The sequence below is a fragment of the Amycolatopsis lexingtonensis genome, assembly GCF_014873755.1.
Taxonomy (GTDB): Bacteria; Actinomycetota; Actinomycetes; order Mycobacteriales; family Pseudonocardiaceae; genus Amycolatopsis; species Amycolatopsis lexingtonensis.
This window is the reverse complement of the sequence record NZ_JADBEG010000001.1, coordinates 8842097-8859941: the sequence shown is the minus strand read 5'-3', so window position 1 is coordinate 8859941 and position 17845 is coordinate 8842097. Positions and strand designations below refer to the sequence as shown.

The following is a 17845-nucleotide window of genomic DNA, read 5'->3' as shown; positions in this document are numbered from 1 at the left end:
AACGTGGGTGTCCAGTCGCCGGAATGCCGTGAAGGCCACCTCCGGGAAGTTGTGCTTCCCGGAGGTGGCCTTCACGAACTCGCGCCGGAGATCAGCCGATCGCGGCACGCAGCGGCGTGTAGTAGCCGCCGGACTGCCCGGCCACGGTCGGGTGATAGGACTCGATCACCGGCCAGGTCAGGCTGTGCAGGTAGTCGTCGGCCGACGAGCAGATGTTGTGCCCGACGAACGACGGCCGGACGTCGACGAAGGTCGCGCCCGCCGAGGACGCCCGTGACTGGATGACCGACGCCAGGGTGTCGGCGCCCGAGTTGATCGCCGAGCGCTTGGTGTCGCTCAGCCCGACCCAGCAGGAGCCGGGCACGGTGTAGAAGCGCGGGTAGGACAGGACGACGAGCCTGGCGCCCGGCGCCTTGGCCTTGATCGCGTTGTAGGTGTTGGTCAGCAGCGGCGGCAGCGTGTTGTTGACGTACGTCTTCGCCGTGTTGACGCGGTTGGTGCAGTCGGAGTCACTGCCGAGGGTGCAGGTCTGGATCACGTCGCTGAAGCCGGCGTCGTTGCCGCCCACGGTGACGGTGACCAGGGTCGCGTTGGACGGGATGGAGTTCGCCTGGCTGATCACGTCGCCGGTCTTGGCGCCGGAGCAGGCCAGGAAGGTGAACGAGGTGCCGCTGTGGGCGTTGGCCCACAGCTGCGGGTACGCGTTCGAGCTGCGGTAACAGCTCCCGGAACTGCCGTAGCTGCCGGCTCCGACTCCCGAGGAGTAGGAGTCGCCGACCGCGGCGTACACGGTCCCGGCGGCTTGGGCCAGGCCCGTCACGCCGAGAGAAGCAAGGACAACGGCCCCCAGGGCCGTGCTCAACCGTAGAAGGGATCGCCGTAAGTTACGGGTGGGAACAGCCATGGGTCACTCCTTTGTGACAGGGCCAGCCCAAATAGGACAGCAGGTGGAAGCCCCACAAGGAACCCCTAGTTACCCGTAGGTAACCCACTCGGCCCACGTCGGAAGGATGGAACGGGTGTTAGCGGTCGCTAACTTCGCGCCGTAATATGGCCGGATGCCGGCCAACTCCACGCCGCTCGTGAACGGCGAGAAGGCGAACAGACGCGAACAGATCATGTCGGCGGCCGCCGAACTGTTCGCCCACCACGGCTTCCACGGCGTCGGCATCGACGACATCGGGGCCGCGGTCGGCATCTCCGGCCCGGCGCTCTACCGGCACTTCCGCAGCAAGGACGCGATCCTCGGCGAGATGCTGAACTCGATCAGCCGCTACCTGCTCGACGGCGGCACGAGGTGGGCGGCCCGGCCCGGCACGCCGGACGACATCCTGGCCGGGCTCGTCGCGTTCCACGTCGGTTTCGCGCTCGCGCACCCAGCGCTGATCACCGTGCAGGAGCGCAACCTCGCGAACCTCACCGACGCCGACCGCAAGCAGGTGCGCGCGCTGCAGCGCCAGTACGTCGAAGTGTGGGTCCGCGCGATCCGCGAAGCCATGCCGGAGCTGGGAGAACGGCAGGCGCGGTCGGCGGCACACGCCGTGTTCGGCCTGATCAACTCGACCCCGTACAACCGCCATCTCGGTGACGGCGAACTCGCCGAACTGCTCTCCCGGCTCGCGCTGGGTGCCCTTCGCGCGGTGGGATGACCGTCCCGGATCAAGGTATCCCCACAAGGGGCGCGGCTGGTGTTTGATGGGGCACGTGGAAGCGGACTGGAACGAGCAAAAGCTCGTCGAGAAGGCACAGCGCGCACTGACCGCGCTGAGCCTCGGCGACGACGCGGAAGCCCTCGTCGAGGTCGCGCCGACGGCCGCCGAGCCGCAGGCCCGCGCGGACGAGACCAAGGCGCTGATGCTGCTGCTGTTCGGCGAGTGCAGCACGATGGTCGCCACCCTCGGCGACGGCGGCAGCGCGCCCGTCAAGGTCCAGGTCTTCGACGAGGACGGCGAAGAGGTCTCGATCGACCAGGCCGACCCGCCGGTGCGGACCGCGGTCCGCACGCTGCTGGCGGAGGTCCACGGCAACACCGAGGCCGCGCAGGAGCAGGTCGAGATCGCCCTCGCCAACGCGGCGCCCGACGAGGTGGACAGCCTGGTGCTGCAGGCTCTGCGCTGGACGATCCGGCTGTCGGTCGAATGCCTGGACCGCGACCTGCCGGTGGCCCCCTGGATCTCGGAAGCCGTCTCCGACTAGGCGCGGAGGCCGTCGACGATCACGGCCACGATCCGGGGCGCCCGCTCGTCCCACTCGGCTCCCGGGATCCGGGAAAGCGCTCCGAGGAGCAGGATGACGTCGGCGGCGTCGACCCCGGCGCGGATCTCGCCCTCGGCCTTTCCCCGGTCCAGCAGCGTTTCGAGCGCTTCGTCGAGCCGGTGGTGCTGGCTCGAGTAGAGGTCCTGCCACGCCGGCACCTCGATCGCCGCCATCACACCACGCTTGACGCGCGCGTATTCGACCAGCCGCTCCAGCCAGCGGGCAAGCGCCTCGAGCGGGGAATGCTTCGCCAGCAGGGGCGCCACCGTGTCGACGAGCTGGGTCAGCTCGGCCCGGTAGACCTCCGCCAGCAGGTGCTCGCGCGTCGGGAAGTGCCGGTAGAGCGTGCCCTGTCCGACGCCCGCGGCCTTGGCGACCCGGTGCAGCTTCAGGTCGCCGGCCGCCCCGTTGGACTCGCTCAGTTCCGCCCGCGCGGCCTCGACGATCCGGTCGCGGTTGGCGACGGCGTCCGAACGGCGCTCACGACCGGCCACGGCACTCTCCTCGCATAAGTGGACAAGTGTCCGCTACAGTTAACCGGACAGTTGTCAGTTTAACGGAGGACCCCATGACGAACGGACTGGACAAGGTCGTCGCGATCACCGGCGCGAGCAGCGGGATCGGCGAAGCCACCGCGCGGGAACTCGCCGGCCGCGGGGCGGCGGTGGTGCTCGGCGCCCGGCGCACCGACCGGCTGGAAGCGCTCGCGCAGAAGATCCGCGCCGACGGCGGCCGCGCGGAGATGCTGGACGTCGACGTGACGCGGCGCGCCGACCTCGAGCGCCTCGTCGCGCGAGCCGTCGACCGCTTCGGGCGGCTCGACGTCCTGGTCGGCAACGCCGGCGTCGCCCGGATCGCCCCGGTGGGCGACCTCGACGTCGACGCCTGGGACGCGATGATCGACGTCAACCTCCGCGGCGTCTTGCACGGCATCGCCGCCGCGCTGCCGGTGTTCCGCGCACAGGGCCGCGGCCACTTCGTCACGACCGTCTCGACGTCGGGCCTGAAGATCGTGCCGACGCAGGCCGTCTACGCGGGGACCAAGAACGCCGTGCGCACGCTGCTGGAGGCGCTGCGCCAGGAGTCCACCGACGGCGTCCTGCGCACGACGTCGATCTCGCCGGGGTACGTGCGCACCGAACTCGTCGACTACGTCGAGGATCCCGCGCAGCGCGAGCAGGCCCAGCAGGCGATGGCGGCGCTCGGCATCAGCCCCGACGCCGTCGCGCGGGCGATCGCGTTCGCCATCGAGCAGCCCGACGACGTCGAGATCGGCGACCTCACCATCCGGCCCACCCGGCAAGGCTGAGTCACGGGCGCAGTGAGCGGACGATCGGCGCCAGGTACAGCTCGGCCAGCCGGCGGCGCTGGGCGTCGTCGTCCACCGGCAGGACCGTCTCCTGGGTCAGCACCAGGGACACCACGATCCGGATCAGCAGCTCGGCCATGCCGTCGATGTCCTCGGCGGGCAGGCTGAGCCGTCCGGCGGCGATCTCCGCGTGGAAGTGCGCCGCGATCCGCGCCCGGGCCGCCGCGAACAGGCCGCCCGCCTGGACCGTCAGGTGCGGCAGGATCAGCTCCGGCTCGGTGCGCAGCAGCCGGTTGAGCAGCCGGTGGCCGCGCAGGTACCCCAGGGAGAAGCTCAACCCCTCGATGAGCTTCTCCTCCGGGGTGGCCTGCGCTTCGACGACGGCGTCGACCTTCGTCAAGAACCGCTTCATCTCCCGCAGGATCAGCGCGCCCAGCAGCTGGTCCTTCTTCGGGAAGTACCGGTAGATCGTCACCCGCGACAGCCCGACGCGGCGCGCGACGTCGTCCACGGTGAACCGGCGCAGCCCGAAGTCCTCGGCCTGGGTGAGCGCCGCGCCCATGATCCGTTCGGAGGTCTCGTCGCCGGGCAGTTCGGCTTCGAGCGCGTGCTTCAGGAGGTCGCGCATGCCCTGACTTTACATCTTGACGGAGATTGTTTCATGCGTTCTAGTGTTACAAGACACAGGAGGCCAGCATGGGTGATCGCGAAGCCACCGCCGAACGGCTGCTCCGCTCGAGCGCCCGGCTTTCCTACGACCCGGACGTCGACGTCCACTGGGACGCGCCGCTCGACGAAGACCGGTTCTTCATCCCCGAAAAGCTCGTCTCGCTGTACGGCACGCCGGTGTGGGACACGCTGAGCCGCGAGCAGCGGATCGAGCTGTCGCGCCAGGAACTGGTGAACACCGTCAGCGTCGGGATCTGGTTCGAGCTGATCCTCATGCAGATGCTGCTGCGCGCGTCCTACCACCAGGACCCGACGACCCGGCACGTGCACTACGCGCTGACCGAGGTCGCCGACGAATGCCGGCACTCCACGATGTTCGCCCGGCTGATCGAGCACGTCGACGGGCGGCCGTACCGCAACAACCGCTGGCTGCAGCGGTCCGCGCAGGCGCTGCCGACGATCCTGCACGGACCGGCGATGTGGGTGGCGACGCTGATCGGTGAAGAGATCTTCGACGCGCTGCAGCGCGAGCACCTCGACGACGAATCGGTGCAGCCGGTGGTGCGCGCGGTGATGCGCATCCACGTCACCGAAGAGGCCCGGCACGTCCGGTACGCGCGCGACGACCTGGTCCGCGAACTGGCGGGCGCGCCCTGGTGGCGCAAGGAGTTCGCCCGCGTGGTGGTCGCGATCGGCGCGTTGCTGATGTCCCGGCTGCTGTCCCGCCCGCGGCAGTACCTGCGCGCGGGGATCGACCCCGGCGTCGCGGTGGCCGCCGCGCGGACGAGCCCGCACCGGCGGGAGACGCTGGCCTTCGGCGCCCGGAAGCTCGTCCGGTTCCTCAAGGAGAACGACCTGATCGGCGGCCCGAGCGCGGCGCTGTGGCGCCGCGCCGGGATGCTCTAGACGAAGGGAAAGCCATGGCGCTCAAGGACTTGCTCGCCGCCGGCACCGGCCGGCTCGCCGACCGCATCGCCACCGCTGGCGACGAGGCCGGCGACCGCGCGGACGACGTCGCCTGGCGGGTGGCGAAGCTGTCGGACCGCGCCGCGGAACGGCTCGGCGACTACGCGGCCCAGACGTCCCGGCGGGTCGCGAACACCCTGGTGCGCCTGGGAGAACGCGTGACTACCCCAGCAGCGCCTTCACCAGGGAAGCGATCTGGCCGGACTCGATGAGGAAAGAGTCGTGGCCGTACGGTGAGGAAACCACCGACGGCTCCACGGTTCCCGGGATCCCGGCGGCGATTTCCGCCGACTGGTACAGCGGGTAGAGCCGGTCGCTGTCGACGCCGCCGATCACCGCGCGAGCCGTTACCCGGCTCAGCGCGGCCGCGACCCCACCGCGGTCGCGGCCGACGTCGTGGGTGTTCATCGACTCCGTCAGCACCAGGTAGCTGTTCGCGTCGAAGCGGCGCACCAGCTTGTCGGCGTGGTGGTCCAAATAGGACTCGACGGCGAACCGCCCGCCGCGCAAGGGATCCTCGTCGCCCTGGTAAGTCCGGTCGAACCGCTGGGCCAGCTCCGGCTCGCTGCGGTAGGTGACGTGCGCGATCCGGCGGGCGACGCCGAGCCCGGCCACCGGCCCCGACGCCTCCGAGTAGTAGTCGCCGCCGTGGAAGAACGGGTCGCTGCGGATCGCGTGCAGCTGCGGGGCCGCCCAGGCGATCTGCTCGGCCGACGCCTGCGCGGTGGACGCCAGCACCAGCACCGAAGCCACGCGTTCGGGCAGCGAAACCGCCCACTCCAGCGCGCGCATCCCGCCCATGGAGCCGCCGACGACGGCCGCCCAGCGGTCGATGCCCAGGTGGTCGGCCAGCACCGCCTCCGACGCCACCTGGTCCCGCACTGTCACGACCGGGAACCGGCTGCCCCACGGCCGGCCGTCCGGCGCCGGCGACGACGGGCCGGTCGAACCCTGGCAGCCGCCCAGCACGTTCGGGACCACGACGAAGTATTCGTCGGTGTCCAAAGCTTTCCCGGGCCCGATCAGCGCGTCCCACCAGCCCGCGTTCGGGTGCCCGGGTTCGAGCGGACCGGCCGCGTGGCTGTCGCCGGTCAGCGCGTGCTCGACGAGGATCGCGTTGGACGCGCCGGAGTTCAGCGTCCCCCACGTCTCGTACGCGAGTGTGAAGGACGGCAGCACGCCACCGGCCTCCAGCGCGAGCGCGCCGGGGCCGGTGACGAACTGACGGCGGCCCGGCGGATCACCGATCCGCCAGGCCCCGGTGACGGGGTCAGCCGTCACAGTTCCGCCTTCGCCGCCCGGAATCCGGCCTCCAGGTCGGCCTTGAGGTCCTCGAGCCCCTCCAGCCCGACGGCGAGCCGGACCAGGCCCGGCGTGACGCCGCTGGAGAGCTGCTCCTCGGGGTTCAGCTGGCTGTGGGTGGTCGACGCCGGGTGCACGATCAGGCTGCGGACGTCTCCGATGTTCACCAGCTGGCTGTGCAGCTCGGTGCCGTCGACGAACTTGCGGCCCGCCTCGACGCCGCCGCGCAGGTCGAACGACAGGACCGCGCCCGCGCCGCGCGGCAGGTACTTCTGCGCCGCCGAATAGAACGGGCTCGACGGCAGGCCCGCGTAGTAGACCTTCTCGACCTCGTCGCGCTGCTCCAGCCACTCGGCGAGCGCCTGCGCGTTCGCCACGTGCCGTTCGAGGCGCAGCGACAGCGTCTCGATGCCCTGCAGGATCAGGAAGCTGTTCAACGGCGAGATCGCCGCGCCGGTGTCGCGCAGGATCTGGACGCGCGCCTTGGCCGCGTACGCACCCGGGCCGAGCGCCTCCCAGTACTTGAGGCCGTGGTAGCTCGGGTCGGGTTCGGTGAAGCCCGGGAACTTCGCCGGGTCCTTGCCGAAGTCGAACGTACCGCCGTCGACCAGGACGCCGGCCACCGTGGTGCCGTGGCCGCCCAGGTACTTCGTCGCGGAGTGCACGACGACGTCGGCGCCGTGCTCGATCGGGCGCAGCAGGTACGGCGTCGGCACCGTGTTGTCGACGACGAGCGGGACGCCGGCCTCGTGCGCGACGTCGGCGACGCCCCGGATGTCGAGGACGTTGCTGCCCGGGTTGGCCAGCGTCTCGGCGAAGAACAGCTTCGTGTTCGGCCGGACGGCGGCACGCCACTGCTCCAGGTCGTCCTGGTCGTCGATGAAGGTGACCTCGACGCCGAGCTTCGGCAGCGTGTAGTGGAACAGGTTGTAGGTGCCGCCGTAGAGCGACGGGCTCGAGACGAAGTGGTCGCCCGCGCCCGCGAGGTTGAGGATCGCCGCCGTGGTCGCGGCCGAGCCGGACGCGAACGCCAGCGCCGCGACGCCGCCCTCGAGCGCCGCGAGCCGCTGCTCCAGGACGTCCTGGGTCGGGTTCATGATCCGCGTGTAGATGTTGCCGGGCTCGGCGAGGCTGAACAGGTCGGCGCCGTGCTGGCTGTCGCGGAAGACGTACGACGTCGTCTGGTAGATCGGGGTCGCCCGCGCACCGGTCGCCGGGTCCGGCGCGGCGCCCGCGTGAATCTGCTTGGTCTCGAAGGACCACGCCGAGGTGTCGTCCGCGCTCATCGGTTTCTCCTTGCGGCTCAAAGGCTTCAGGTGGGCTGCCAGGCCGAAGCTACTGGGGCCGAACGGAGCACCCAACCGTTCCCACGCCCTGGGAGTACCACCGGCTTGGCAAACTAATCTCTCTGTGGCTAAGATACTTTTCCAGGGAGATTCACGGACATGGAGGTAGTCATGACGGAGCGGGTACAGGTGCTGGTCGTGGGGGCCGGACTGGGCGGGCTGTCGGCGTCGCTGTTCCTCGCGCAGGCCGGAGTGGACGTGCTGACGGTCGAACGGCACGCCGGGACGTCGGTCCACTCGCGGGCCGCCGGGCAGAACTGGCGCACGATGGAGCTGTTCCACTGGGCGGGCATCGACCGCGAGGTGCGGGCGGTGAGCCCGCGCGCGTCGCAAGGGCTGCGGATCACCGTCGCGACCAGCCTGGCCGGCCGCGTGCTGCACCGGCTCGTCGAGGACGGCAGCGAGTTCGACGTCTCGGCGTCGACCACGCTGCCCGCGGGCATGGCCGGGCAGGACGTCGTCGAGCCGATCTTGCTGGCGCACGCGGAGAAGGCGGGCGCGCGCGTCCGCTTCCGGACGGAACTGGCCGACCTGGCGCCGGACGACGACGGCGTCACCGCGACGCTGCGGCACCGCGATTCGGGCGAGGAGACGGTGGTGCGCGCGGACTACGTCGTCGCGGCCGACGGCGGCCGCAGCGGCATCCGGGCCCGGCTCGGCATCGGGACCACCGGGATGGACGCGCTGAGCCACTGCCTCGGCGTGGTCTTCGACGCCGACCTCGGCGACCGCGTCCAGGCCGGCGTGACCGACCTGTTCTACCTGCAGCACCCCGAGTTCACCGCCGGGCTGGTCAACACCGACGTCCCGAACCGGTACGTCTTCGCGCCGGACTACTTCCCGGAGAAGGGCGAGAGCCCGGCCGACTTCACCCCCGAGCGGCTGGTCGCGATGATCCGCAGCGCCACCGACCTGCCGGACCTCGAGCCGGAGATCGTCTGGACCGGGTCCTGGGAAGTCGCCGCGCGGCTGGCCGACCGGTTCCGCGACGGACGGGTCTTCCTGATCGGCGACGCCGCGAAGGTGACGCCGCCGACCGGCGGGATGGGCGGCAACACGGCGGCGGGCGACGCCGCGGACATCGCGTGGAAGCTCGCCGCCGTGCTGCGCGGCGAAGCGGGTCCGGCACTGCTCGACACCTACGAAGCCGAGCGCCGGCCGATCGCGCGGATGGTCATCGACACGTCGCTGCACAACATGAAGCAGCGCATGCACCCCGGCCTCGACGTCTCCGGGATCACCCCGGCGGAGGACCCGCTGGGCATCCTCCTCGGCTTCCGCTACCGCTCGACGGCCGTCCTGTCCGAGGAGCCCGACGACGGCGCGCGCGTCGAGGACGTGCACGCGCCGACCGGGCGCCCCGGGTTCCGGGCGCCCGGCCTGGAGTCCACTTTGGACCTGCTGGGCCATTCGTGGGTGCTGCTCTGCGCGGGTGACGGCGCGGCGTGGGCCCCGGCCGCGGCGGCCGCCGGCATCGACTGCCACGTCGTCGAGGAGGAGGTGTTCGCCGCGCGCTACGGCCTGTCGGAAGGCGGCGCCTCACTCGTCCGCCCGGACGGCATCGTGGCGTGGCGCGCCCCGGACCCCGTCGACGACCCGGCGGGCGAACTGCGGCGCGCGCTGACGGCGGTCCTTTCGCGTTAGCCGGGCCTCACCCCGCGGCCGGCCGGTGGGCGACGCCGGCGAAGTGCTCGTGCAGTTCCCGCACGTGCTGGGCCCAGAAGAGCTGGCGGCCGCCGCGGGTGCGCGGCACCGCCAGCCCCTTCCGGCTCGCGAGCCGGTAGAAGCCCGGTCCGGCGTCGTCGGCACCGAGGTTGCGGACGAGCGCGCCGAGCAGCCGGCCGCCCGACTCCGCGTACGCCGCCTCGGAGATCCGGTCGAGCAGGTACGCCATGCTCGCGCGGCCGGCGCCGGTCGTGAAGTCGAACCCGGGGACGCCGGTGGCACGCACGAGCGCGGCCGCGAATTCGCCGTACGAAGTGGTCCGGTCCGCCACCGCTCTGGCGATCAGGATCGTCCGCCCGGCCGCGATCATCTTTTTCCATTCCGCCACGTCACGTCCGTACAAGCCGATCACCTCACACTTTCGAAAACCGGTCGCTGCGAACAAGCGCGAGAGAATGCCACAAGATCGACCGGCGCTTCCACCGGGGTATGTTCTTGCAACGCAAAGAGATTCACTGCCGAGTGGACAGTTCTTTTCGGCCTCCCGGCGGTCACGGCAAGAATTTTCGGTTATTGCGAAAATCGGGGGAACCCTCTGGGAACGCGAGCACCGGTGCCATAGAGTCGGCCACTCCTCGAGCCTGAAGACGATCTTTCGGGCCGCCATTTCCGGAAACAGCCAGGAGTGCGGTGAGCGAAACGCGAGCGCGGCCTTCGTTCGACTTCCTCGCGTGGGCGCTGAGCGCCTGCCGGGCCGAGGGCACCACCGGCTCGCTCTGCCTCGCGGGCCGCCCCGGCGGCGTGTTCCACCTGCGCGAAGGAGCCGTGGTGGCGGTCGACAGCCCGGGTGCGCCGGGGCCGGACGCGCTGCTGCTGCGCTCGGGCCGGATCCGCGAGGAGGACTGGTCCGCGGTGCTGCGCGCCGGCGGCACCGCCCCGTTCGACGACCTACTCGGCGGCACCGGGATCGGCGCCGCCGAACTGCGGCTGATCACCACCATGGCCGCCCGGGACGGCGCATTCGCCGTCGTCGCGGGCACGATCGACGAGTACGCCGTCGATCCCCGGCCGTTCGACGTGCCCGTGCCGGTCAGCCCGGGCCTCGACGTCGACCTGCTGCTGGCCGAAACCCGGCGGCGGATCGACGCGCTGGCCGCGCTGCCCACGCCGATCTCCCCGTACCGGGAACGCCTGGTCCCGGTACCCGCCGCGGCCGCGCCGGGCCGCACCCGGCGTGACATCGTCGCCTGCGCCAACGGCCGCCGCTGCGCCAGGGACATCGCGTTCCTGTTGGGGCGCAACGTCTTCCCGGTGACAGTCGAGGTGTCACGGCTGGTCGGCGACGGGCTGCTGGCCATCGCCGACGGCGCACCACCGGGCACCGCCGGTCCGCGGCGCCCGCTGCGGCCGCGGGCACCGGGCCCAGCGCTCGCCACCCGAGAACCGGAACCCGCCCTGCCGCGGCGCGATCCCGGGGCCAGCGGCGCCGGGGACGACCGCCGTCCGTCCGGCTGGCAGGTGCTGCCCCGGCTGCTGAACCGCATCCGCGCCGGGCCGCCGGACCCGGCGCCCGACCGCACCACCGACGAACCCGAGGACCGGAAAGGAACCGCACGTGGACCGTGACGCGCTGGCCGCCGAGCTCAACGCGCTCCGGCGGCGGGTGAACGGGGTCACCGACACCCTCGTGGCCGGGGTGGACGGCCTGCTCATCGTGGCCGACACCGAAGACCGGATCGACCCCGACAGCGTCTCCGCGCTCGCCGCCGCCCACCTCGGGCTGGCGCACACGACCGCCGCCACGATCGGCCAGGGCGCGTTCCGCCAGGCCGTCGTCCGCAGCAGCGGCGGCTACCTGGCCGTCTACTCCGTCGACCGGCTCGCGCTGATGGTCGTGCTCGGCGACGAAGGCCTCGACATCGGCCGCCTGCACCACGCATCGCTGCCCACGATCGAGCGCATCGGCTCGATCCTCACCGCCTGCTGAACCCGAAAAACCGGAAGAAGGAGAACGGACATGCTGGGCAACGGCCAGACCATGTCGGACCAGATGACCGTCTTGGTCAAGCGGATGCGGCAGGAGGTGCCCGACTGCCTGGCTTCCGGCGTCGTCGACCTGGCCACCGGCATGCTGCTCTCGGTCGAGACCACTGACGCCCACCCGCCGGAAGTGCTGGACCTGCTGGCCGGGGCGACCCTCGACCTGTTCCAGGGCCGCACGGTCGTGATGATCGAAGACATCTTCAAGGAACGCCGCGGCATCGCCGGCAACGAGCACTACTTCCAGGAAGTCCTCGTCAACAGCGCCAACCTGACGCACCTGTTCCTGCGGGACAACCGCAACGCCGACGTGGTCGCCGTCGTCGTCTGCCCGCGCTCGGCGAACATCGGGATGCTCATCGCCGGTGCGCGCCGCGTGGTCAAGAGCGTGGAGCTCTGACCCCCTGAACGCCTGCCGGGGCGGTGCGTCCGCCCGCCACCGCCCCGGCAGGCCCTGGTTCAGCGCCGGGCGAGCACCCAGTGGAAGCGCGCCGGCCCTTCGGGTTCCTGGATCGTCACGGGTTCGTCCACTTCGAGCGTGAAGCCCGCCGCTTCGAGTGAACGGCGGTTAACCGCCGGCGCGTGACTGCTGAAGAACATCGGCGTGCCCAGCCAGTCGGCTTCGACGCCGTTCGCTTCGCTGCAGCCGAGCGCGGCCAGGAACCAGCCGCCGGGGCGCAGCCAGCGGGCGATCCGCACGAAGAGCGCGCCCTGTTCCTCGCGGGGCACGTGCAGCACGGAGTAGAACGCCGTGACCGCGTCGAAGCCGCCGTCCGGAAAGGACACCGCGGTCATGTCGGCCTTCTCGAACCGCGCACCGGGGACGTTGCGCCGCGCCAGCTCCAGTTGCGTCGCGGAGAGGTCGACACCTACGACGTCGTGGTGCTCGGCGAGCACCGCCGTGCACGGGACACCCGCCCCGCACCCGAGGTCGAGGACGCGGGAACCGGCGGGGAGCCGGCCGGTCAGCTCGCTCAGGAAGCGCAGCCGCGGGTCGTCCTCGATGCGGGCGCTCCACTCGAGGTACCGCCCCGCCGAGCTGTCATAGCCGGATTCGACGATCCGCCGGGCCTCGCTCACCTCTCCGACCCTACCGAGCCGTCCACCGCTTTCTCGGCCAGAATGATCCCGTGGTCTCGGTGCGCAGCGTGGTCGACCGGGTGGGGCCGACGCTGCTCCACGCGCTCCAGGTGCCCGACGACTCCCCCGCGGTCGCCGACGTCGTCATCGCCGAGCCCGGCGGCGCGGTCACCCTGTCGGCCGGGGACCTCGTGCTCGGCGTCGCCACGACCGGTCCCGAAGACGCCGCCGAACTGGTGCGCCAGAGCGCCGCGCAGGGCGCCGCCGCCGTGCTGCTCAAGCCGCCGCTCGCCGCGAAGCAGGCGGTGAAACGGGCCGCGAAGGCGAGCGGGATCGCGCTGGTGCAGGTGCACGCGGCGACGTCGTGGGCGCAGCTCGTCTGGCTGCTGCGGACGGTCCTCGACGCCCTCGCCGACGAGTCCGAAGACCTCGACCCCGGCTCCGGCGACCTCTTCCGGCTCGCCGACGCCGTCGCGTCCGTCGTGGACGCCCCGGTGACCATCGAGGACACCAACTCGCGTGTGCTCGCCTACTCCGCGCGCCAAGACCTGACCGACCCGGCGCGCGTCGCCACGATCATGGGCCGCCGCATCCCCGACGACGTCCTCGCGCGGTTCCGGTCGCGCGGGGTGTTCCGCGAGCTGTCGCGCGGGCGGCAGACGATCTTCGTCCCGGCGCAGCGCGACGGCACGCTGCCGCGGCTGATCGTGCCGATCCGGATGGGCGGCGAGCTGCTCGGGTCGATGTGGGCGGTCGTCGCGGGGCCGGTGTCCGACGAGCGCGCGGCCGCGTTCGCCGACGCCGCCCCGGTCGTCGCACTGCACCTGCTGCGGCGCCGCGCGCACACCGACGCGCAGCGCCGCGCGTCGGCCGAGCTGCTGCGCGGGGTGCTCGAAGGCCGGGCGAACCCGCGCAAGGCGATGGCGGAGCTGGACCTGTCCGACGAGCCGCACCGCGTGGTCGTCATCGAGGTCACCGGCGGCGACGGGCGCGACGCCGAAGGCCTGCGGCTCGCCCTGCTCGAACGGATCTCCCAGGGCATCGGCAGCCGCCCGGTCGCGACCGAGCTGGGCGGGCTGCTCTACGCCGTGGTCCCGGACCGGACGGGCCCCGGCGGCTGGCCGGAACTGCGCGAGGCTCTCGTCGCGACGGGACCGTCTCGTCGCAGCGGTGCTCCGCGCGCCGCGGCGGGCGCACCCGGCGAGATCGGCGACCTCTCGGCGTCGCGCCTCCAGGCGGACGAAGCCCTCGGCCTGCTGCGCGCGGAACTGCTCGACGAGCGCGTGATCACCTTCGACGAAGCCTGGACGGCGCTGACCCTGCACCGCGGCGCGACGGCGGCAGCCGGGGCGAAGGTCGTCGAGCTCGGCCCGCTGGGCGCCCTGCGCGCGCACGACGAGACGGGCAAGGCCGGCTACGTCGAGACGCTGTACGAGTGGCTGCGCCACCCCGGCGACCCGCGCGCGGCGGCGCGGGAGCTGCGGATCCACCCGAACACCCTGCGGTACCGGATGCGGAAGCTGCTGGAGCTGGTCCCGCTGGACCTCGACGACCCGGACGTCCGGCTGGCGCTGCTCACCCAGCTGGTGGCGCTGCGCTGGAGCTGATTGCGCCGTTCGGCCCAGTGCGCGACGCATGCGTTGCTCCGCATGGATCGCGCCGATCGTCCGGATTGTGCTTTCCAGCCGAAAGGTGGTGGATTCCGGTGATCGCCTGCCGCATTTTTCTCTGACCACCCGGGGTCGCCGGGTCGTCGCAGAGGAGTGTCCATGAGCAGTTCGGAGCGGTTGCGCAGGGCCGTCAAGCTGGGCGCGGTGTCCGCGCTCTCCCTGGTCGCCCTGGTCGTCCCGGGCACCACCACCGGCAGCGCGGTCGCGGCGCCGTCCGCCGACTGCTTCACGCCCACCCACGCGGCGGACCGGAGCAAGGACGGCCACGCCGACAGCCTGTCCCCGGCGGAAGCAGCCCGCGTCGAGGCGGACATGCAGAGCAAGCTGGCCGGCAAGCGAACGACGTTCAAGGCCGCGGCGGCCGTCTCGATCCCGGTGTACTTCCACGTGATCACGAGCGGCTCGACCGGCAACCTGCCGTCGTCGACGATCACCAAGCAGATCTCGGTGCTGAACAGCGCGTACGCCTCCAGCGGCTTCAGCTTCACGCTGGTCAGCACGGACTACACGAACAACTCCACCTGGTACAACGGCATCACCGACGGCACGTCGGCCGAGCGCAACATGAAGAATGCGCTGCGCAAGGGCGGCAAGAACGCGCTGAACATCTACACCGCCAACCTCGGCGACGACCTCCTCGGCTGGGCGACGTTCCCCTGGAACTACAACTCCAAGCCCAAGATGGACGGCGTGGTCATCCTCGACGAGTCCCTCCCGGGCCGCTCGGCGACGAACTACAACGAGGGCGACACGGCCACCCACGAAGTCGGCCACTGGATGGGGCTGTACCACACGTTCCAGGGCGGCTGCTCCGGTTCGGGCGACTACGTGTCCGACACCCCGGCCGAGGCGACGGCGACGTCCGGGTGCCCGACGAACAAGGACACCTGCACGTCGACGGGCCAGGACCCGGTGCACAACTTCATGGACTACAGCTATGACGGCTGCATGTACGAGTTCACCGCGGGCCAGGGCACGCGGATGAACAGCTCTTGGTCCGCTTACCGCGGCTGACGGTTGTTCATGAGGGGCACCTTCTTGGCTTTGAGTGCCATGAAGGTGCCCCTCATGGCACTCGGTAAGTCCAGCACGGCCGGGTGCACCACGGCTTCCACCGTTTTCACCGCTGGGCAAGGCCATTCAGGCCCGGGTCGGCCGAACTGTCCACAACCCCCGCCCCCTGTGGACAGTTCGGCCTCGCAGCCCGCAAAACGGCCAGACCGTCAGTGCTCGCCGATAGACTGAGCGGGGCTCGTCCCCCAGGGAAGGGTGGGGCGCGGTGTTCCCTCTCCGGTGGCCGGAAAATCAAGGCCTCCGCTCATGCCACCAGCAGCGTCTTTCCCACCGTGGTGCGGGATTCGATCGCCGCGTGGGCATCGGCGGCCTTCTCCAGCGGGAAGCGCTGGCCGATCACCGGCACTAGCCGGCCGGCCGCCGCCTCCGCCAGTGCCGACTCCGTGAACGCCCGCATCTCCTCCGCCCCGCCGATCGAGCGCACCACCGTGATCCCGCGCGAAGCAGCGTCCTCTTCGGACACTTCCGCCCACGCGCCGCTCGCCAGGCCGTAGGCCGCCATCCGACCACCTCGGCGCAGCCGGCCGAAAGCGGCCGCGCCGATCGAGCCGCCCACGCCGTCGAAGACCACGTCGATCTCCCCCAGCGAAGACGCCCAGTCCGGCAACAGGTAGTCGACGACGGCGTCCGCCGCCTGGACCCGGGCCACCTTCGCCGGGCCACCCGCCGCGCCGATCACGAACGCGCCCGCCGCCTTCGCCAGCTGGACCAGCAGGCCGCCGACGCCGCCCGCCGCCGCCTCGACCAGGACTCGATCGCCCGGGCGCACCCTGGTCGCATGCACCAAGCCGGTCGCGGTGCGGCCGTCCGCGAGCACCGCCACCGCCGCGTCGAGCTCCAGGGACGGCGGCACCGCGAACACCGCCGCCGCGTCCACCGCGACGCGCTGGGCGTAGCCGCCGGAGCCGCCGGTCGACGTCACCACCCGCTGGCCGGCCAGTCCCGGGTCCACCCCTTCGCCGACCGCGCTGATCACCCCGCCGACGCCGTTGCCCGGGATCAGCGGCGGCGCCGCCCGGAACGGCCCGGGCGCGCCCGCCCGGAACTGCGTCTCGACGAACGTGGTGTTCGCGAAGGCCACTTCGACCAGCACCTGACCGGGCCCGGCGACCGGATCCGGTGCGTCCCCCGGGACCAGCACCTCCGGCCCGCCGAACTCCCGCAACCAAACAGCTCTCATGCCCCCACGCTGCAACTTCAAGTGAAGTCGAGGTCAACAGTGTTGTCCGCGGAGCACCACGAAAGCCGCGAAGAAATGTCCGCGCAGCACGATGACACCGCCGTCCGGGTGGCTCACCGTGAGTGGCAACACCGCACCGTTTTCGACGCAGACCGACCCAGGAGGCCGACCGTGCGTATCGCCGTTCCCCGTGAGATCAAGAAGCACGAGTACCGGGTCGCGCTGACCCCGGCCGGCGTGCACGAGCTGGTCGGGCGCGGGCACGACGTCTTCGTCGAGACCGGCGCGGGCACCGGTTCGTCCATCGCCGACGAGGAGTACGTCGCCGCCGGCGCGAAGATCCTCGCCACCGCCGACGAGACCTGGGCCGAGGGCGAGCTCGTCCTCAAGGTCAAGGAACCCATCGCCGAGGAGTACGGACGTCTCCGGCGCGACCAGGTCCTCTTCACCTACCTGCACATCGCCGCCGACCGGCCGCTGACCGACGCGCTGCTGGCCGCCGGCACCACCGCGATCGCGTACGAGACGGTGCAGACCGCCACCGGCGCCCTCCCGCTGCTCGCCCCGATGTCCGAGGTCGCGGGCCGGCTGGCCCCGCAGGTCGGTGCGTTCTCCCTGATGAAGCCGAGCGGCGGGCGCGGTGTCCTGCCCGGCGGCATCCCGGGCGTGCACCCGGCGCGCGTCGTCGTCATCGGCGGCGGCGTGGCCGGCCTCAACGCCGCCCGCGTCGCGCTGGGCCTCGGCTCGGACGTCGAGATCCTCGACACCAACGTCGACCGCCTCCGCCAGATCGACAACGACTTCGGCGGCCGCATCCGCACGGTGACGTCGAACCGCCTGTCGGTCGAGGAGTCCGTGCTGCAGGCCGACCTGGTCATCGGCGCGGTGCTGGTGCCGGGCGCGAAGGCGCCGAAGCTGGTCTCGAACGAACTCGTGTCCCGGATGAAGGCCGGCAGCGTGCTCGTCGACATCGCGATCGACCAGGGCGGCTGCTTCGCCGACTCGCGCCCGACCACGCACGACGACCCGACTTACACCGTGCACGAGTCCGTCTTCTACTGCGTCGCGAACATGCCGGGCGCGGTGCCCCGGACGTCGACGTACGGCCTCACCAACGTCACGCTGCCTTACGCTGTACAGCTCGCCGAGCACGGCTGGAAGGCCGCGCTGCAGGCGGACGCGGCGCTGGCGAAGGGCCTCAACACGCACGCCGGCGCCCTGACCAACGGCCCGGTCGCGGTGGCCCACGACCTGGCGCACACGCCGCTGGCCACCGTCCTCGCCTGAC

General features: G+C 71.5%; 20 protein-coding genes. 12 read left to right on the top strand and 8 right to left on the bottom strand.

The window, feature by feature from the left end:
* Window positions 1–91 precede the first annotated feature (91 nt).
* The gene (locus tag H4696_RS41360; protein WP_086862768.1) at window positions 92–862 is read right to left on the bottom strand and encodes an SGNH/GDSL hydrolase family protein; all 771 of its coding nucleotides are present in this window, start codon (window positions 860–862) and stop codon (window positions 92–94) included.
* A 196-nt stretch (window positions 863–1058) separates the two neighbouring features.
* Here H4696_RS41360 and H4696_RS41355 point away from each other — a divergent pair, with 196 nt between their 5' ends.
* Complete coding sequence (locus tag H4696_RS41355) at window positions 1059–1649, top strand: SACE_7040 family transcriptional regulator (RefSeq protein WP_169735081.1); 591 nt, start codon at window positions 1059–1061, stop codon at window positions 1647–1649.
* Between the two features lie 46 nt (window positions 1650–1695).
* Window positions 1696–2196, top strand: a complete 501-nt coding sequence (locus tag H4696_RS41350) for a hypothetical protein (RefSeq protein ID WP_086862767.1) — start codon at window positions 1696–1698, stop codon at window positions 2194–2196.
* Here H4696_RS41350 and H4696_RS41345 read toward each other — a convergent pair.
* Window positions 2193–2750 (bottom strand): TetR/AcrR family transcriptional regulator, encoded by a 558-nt coding sequence (locus H4696_RS41345; RefSeq protein ID WP_086862766.1) that lies wholly within the window; start codon window positions 2748–2750, stop codon window positions 2193–2195. The two genes, H4696_RS41350 and H4696_RS41345, sit on opposite strands and share 4 nt — an antisense overlap.
* Window positions 2751–2824: 74 nt before the next feature.
* Between H4696_RS41345 and H4696_RS41340 the strand changes: the two genes are divergently transcribed.
* Window positions 2825–3565, top strand: a complete 741-nt coding sequence (locus tag H4696_RS41340; RefSeq protein ID WP_086862765.1) for an SDR family oxidoreductase — start codon at window positions 2825–2827, stop codon at window positions 3563–3565.
* 1 nt (window position 3566) lies between these two features.
* On the opposite strand, the gene H4696_RS41335 is transcribed toward H4696_RS41340, so the two are convergent.
* Window positions 3567–4193 (bottom strand): TetR/AcrR family transcriptional regulator, encoded by a 627-nt coding sequence (locus H4696_RS41335; RefSeq protein WP_086862764.1) that lies wholly within the window; start codon window positions 4191–4193, stop codon window positions 3567–3569.
* A gap of 68 nt (window positions 4194–4261) precedes the next feature.
* On the opposite strand from H4696_RS41335, the gene H4696_RS41330 reads away from it, so the two are divergent.
* Entirely contained in the window at window positions 4262–5140 is an 879-nt protein-coding gene (locus H4696_RS41330; RefSeq protein ID WP_086862763.1) for an AurF N-oxygenase family protein, read from the top strand.
* A gap of 14 nt (window positions 5141–5154) precedes the next feature.
* Window positions 5155–5412 carry a hypothetical protein gene (locus H4696_RS41325; RefSeq protein ID WP_143265242.1) on the top strand — a complete coding sequence of 86 codons (258 nt, stop codon included), beginning with the start codon at window positions 5155–5157 and terminating at the stop codon, window positions 5410–5412.
* Here H4696_RS41325 and metX read toward each other — a convergent pair.
* Together metX and H4696_RS41315 are read right to left on the bottom strand one after the other, a co-directional pair.
* Window positions 5363–6481 carry a homoserine O-acetyltransferase MetX gene (gene metX, locus H4696_RS41320; protein WP_086862762.1) on the bottom strand — a complete coding sequence of 373 codons (1119 nt, stop codon included), beginning with the start codon at window positions 6479–6481 and terminating at the stop codon, window positions 5363–5365. The two genes, H4696_RS41325 and metX, sit on opposite strands and share 50 nt — an antisense overlap.
* The gene (locus H4696_RS41315) at window positions 6478–7788 is read right to left on the bottom strand and encodes a bifunctional o-acetylhomoserine/o-acetylserine sulfhydrylase (RefSeq protein ID WP_192782808.1); all 1311 of its coding nucleotides are present in this window, start codon (window positions 7786–7788) and stop codon (window positions 6478–6480) included. The genes metX and H4696_RS41315 overlap by 4 nt, the downstream gene beginning before the upstream one ends.
* Before the next feature lie 171 nt (window positions 7789–7959).
* Here H4696_RS41315 and rdmE point away from each other — a divergent pair, with 171 nt between their 5' ends.
* Window positions 7960–9492, top strand: coding sequence for an aklavinone 12-hydroxylase RdmE (gene rdmE, locus H4696_RS41310; protein WP_086856926.1), 1533 nt, complete (start codon window positions 7960–7962; stop codon window positions 9490–9492).
* A gap of 7 nt (window positions 9493–9499) precedes the next feature.
* Here rdmE and H4696_RS41305 read toward each other — a convergent pair whose 3' ends face one another.
* Window positions 9500–9901, bottom strand: coding sequence for a hypothetical protein (locus H4696_RS41305; RefSeq protein WP_249026864.1), 402 nt, complete (start codon window positions 9899–9901; stop codon window positions 9500–9502).
* Between the two features lie 302 nt (window positions 9902–10203).
* On the opposite strand from H4696_RS41305, the gene H4696_RS41300 reads away from it, so the two are divergent.
* The 3 genes from H4696_RS41300 to H4696_RS41290 are packed head-to-tail and all read left to right on the top strand — an operon-like array spanning window position 10204 to window position 11953.
* On the top strand, window positions 10204–11139 hold the full coding sequence (locus H4696_RS41300; RefSeq protein WP_086856924.1) for a hypothetical protein: 936 nt from the start codon (window positions 10204–10206) through the stop codon (window positions 11137–11139).
* Window positions 11129–11500, top strand: a complete 372-nt coding sequence (locus tag H4696_RS41295) for a roadblock/LC7 domain-containing protein (RefSeq protein ID WP_086856923.1) — start codon at window positions 11129–11131, stop codon at window positions 11498–11500. Before H4696_RS41300 ends, H4696_RS41295 begins: the two co-directional genes overlap by 11 nt.
* A 30-nt stretch (window positions 11501–11530) precedes the next feature.
* Window positions 11531–11953, top strand: a complete 423-nt coding sequence (locus tag H4696_RS41290) for a hypothetical protein (protein ID WP_086856922.1) — start codon at window positions 11531–11533, stop codon at window positions 11951–11953.
* A 59-nt stretch (window positions 11954–12012) separates the two neighbouring features.
* Here H4696_RS41290 and H4696_RS41285 read toward each other — a convergent pair whose 3' ends face one another.
* A complete protein-coding gene (locus H4696_RS41285; protein WP_086856921.1) occupies window positions 12013–12633 on the bottom strand; it encodes a class I SAM-dependent methyltransferase in 621 nt (206 codons plus the stop codon).
* 50 nt (window positions 12634–12683) lie between these two features.
* Between H4696_RS41285 and H4696_RS41280 the strand changes: the two genes are divergently transcribed.
* Both H4696_RS41280 and H4696_RS41275 read left to right on the top strand, forming a co-directional pair.
* Window positions 12684–14240 carry a helix-turn-helix domain-containing protein gene (locus H4696_RS41280; RefSeq protein ID WP_086856920.1) on the top strand — a complete coding sequence of 519 codons (1557 nt, stop codon included), beginning with the start codon at window positions 12684–12686 and terminating at the stop codon, window positions 14238–14240.
* Window positions 14241–14402: 162 nt separating this feature from the next.
* Entirely contained in the window at window positions 14403–15317 is a 915-nt protein-coding gene (locus H4696_RS41275; RefSeq protein WP_086856919.1) for a zinc metalloprotease, read from the top strand.
* Between the two features lie 304 nt (window positions 15318–15621).
* Here H4696_RS41275 and H4696_RS41270 read toward each other — a convergent pair whose 3' ends face one another.
* A complete protein-coding gene (locus H4696_RS41270; protein WP_086856918.1) occupies window positions 15622–16557 on the bottom strand; it encodes a zinc-binding dehydrogenase in 936 nt (311 codons plus the stop codon).
* A 171-nt stretch (window positions 16558–16728) separates the two neighbouring features.
* Here H4696_RS41270 and ald point away from each other — a divergent pair, with 171 nt between their 5' ends.
* On the top strand, window positions 16729–17844 hold the full coding sequence (gene ald, locus H4696_RS41265; protein WP_086856917.1) for an alanine dehydrogenase: 1116 nt from the start codon (window positions 16729–16731) through the stop codon (window positions 17842–17844).
* The last annotated feature ends 1 nt before the right edge of the window (window position 17845 follow it).

Coding starts and splice junctions, on each gene's coding strand:
- H4696_RS41355 (WP_169735081.1), top strand. CDS start 1,059: ATGCCGGCCAACTCCACGCCGCTCGTGAACGGCGAGAAGGCGAACAGA.
- H4696_RS41350 (WP_086862767.1), top strand. CDS start 1,696: ATGGGGCACGTGGAAGCGGACTGGAACGAGCAAAAGCTCGTCGAGAAG.
- H4696_RS41340 (WP_086862765.1), top strand. CDS start 2,825: ATGACGAACGGACTGGACAAGGTCGTCGCGATCACCGGCGCGAGCAGC.
- H4696_RS41335 (WP_086862764.1), bottom strand. CDS start 4,193: ATGCGCGACCTCCTGAAGCACGCGCTCGAAGCCGAACTGCCCGGCGAC.
- H4696_RS41330 (WP_086862763.1), top strand. CDS start 4,262: ATGGGTGATCGCGAAGCCACCGCCGAACGGCTGCTCCGCTCGAGCGCC.
- H4696_RS41325 (WP_143265242.1), top strand. CDS start 5,155: ATGGCGCTCAAGGACTTGCTCGCCGCCGGCACCGGCCGGCTCGCCGAC.
- H4696_RS41315 (WP_192782808.1), bottom strand. CDS start 7,788: ATGAGCGCGGACGACACCTCGGCGTGGTCCTTCGAGACCAAGCAGATT.
- rdmE (WP_086856926.1), top strand. CDS start 7,960: ATGACGGAGCGGGTACAGGTGCTGGTCGTGGGGGCCGGACTGGGCGGG.
- H4696_RS41290 (WP_086856922.1), top strand. CDS start 11,531: ATGCTGGGCAACGGCCAGACCATGTCGGACCAGATGACCGTCTTGGTC.
- H4696_RS41275 (WP_086856919.1), top strand. CDS start 14,403: ATGAGCAGTTCGGAGCGGTTGCGCAGGGCCGTCAAGCTGGGCGCGGTG.
- H4696_RS41270 (WP_086856918.1), bottom strand. CDS start 16,557: ATGAGAGCTGTTTGGTTGCGGGAGTTCGGCGGGCCGGAGGTGCTGGTC.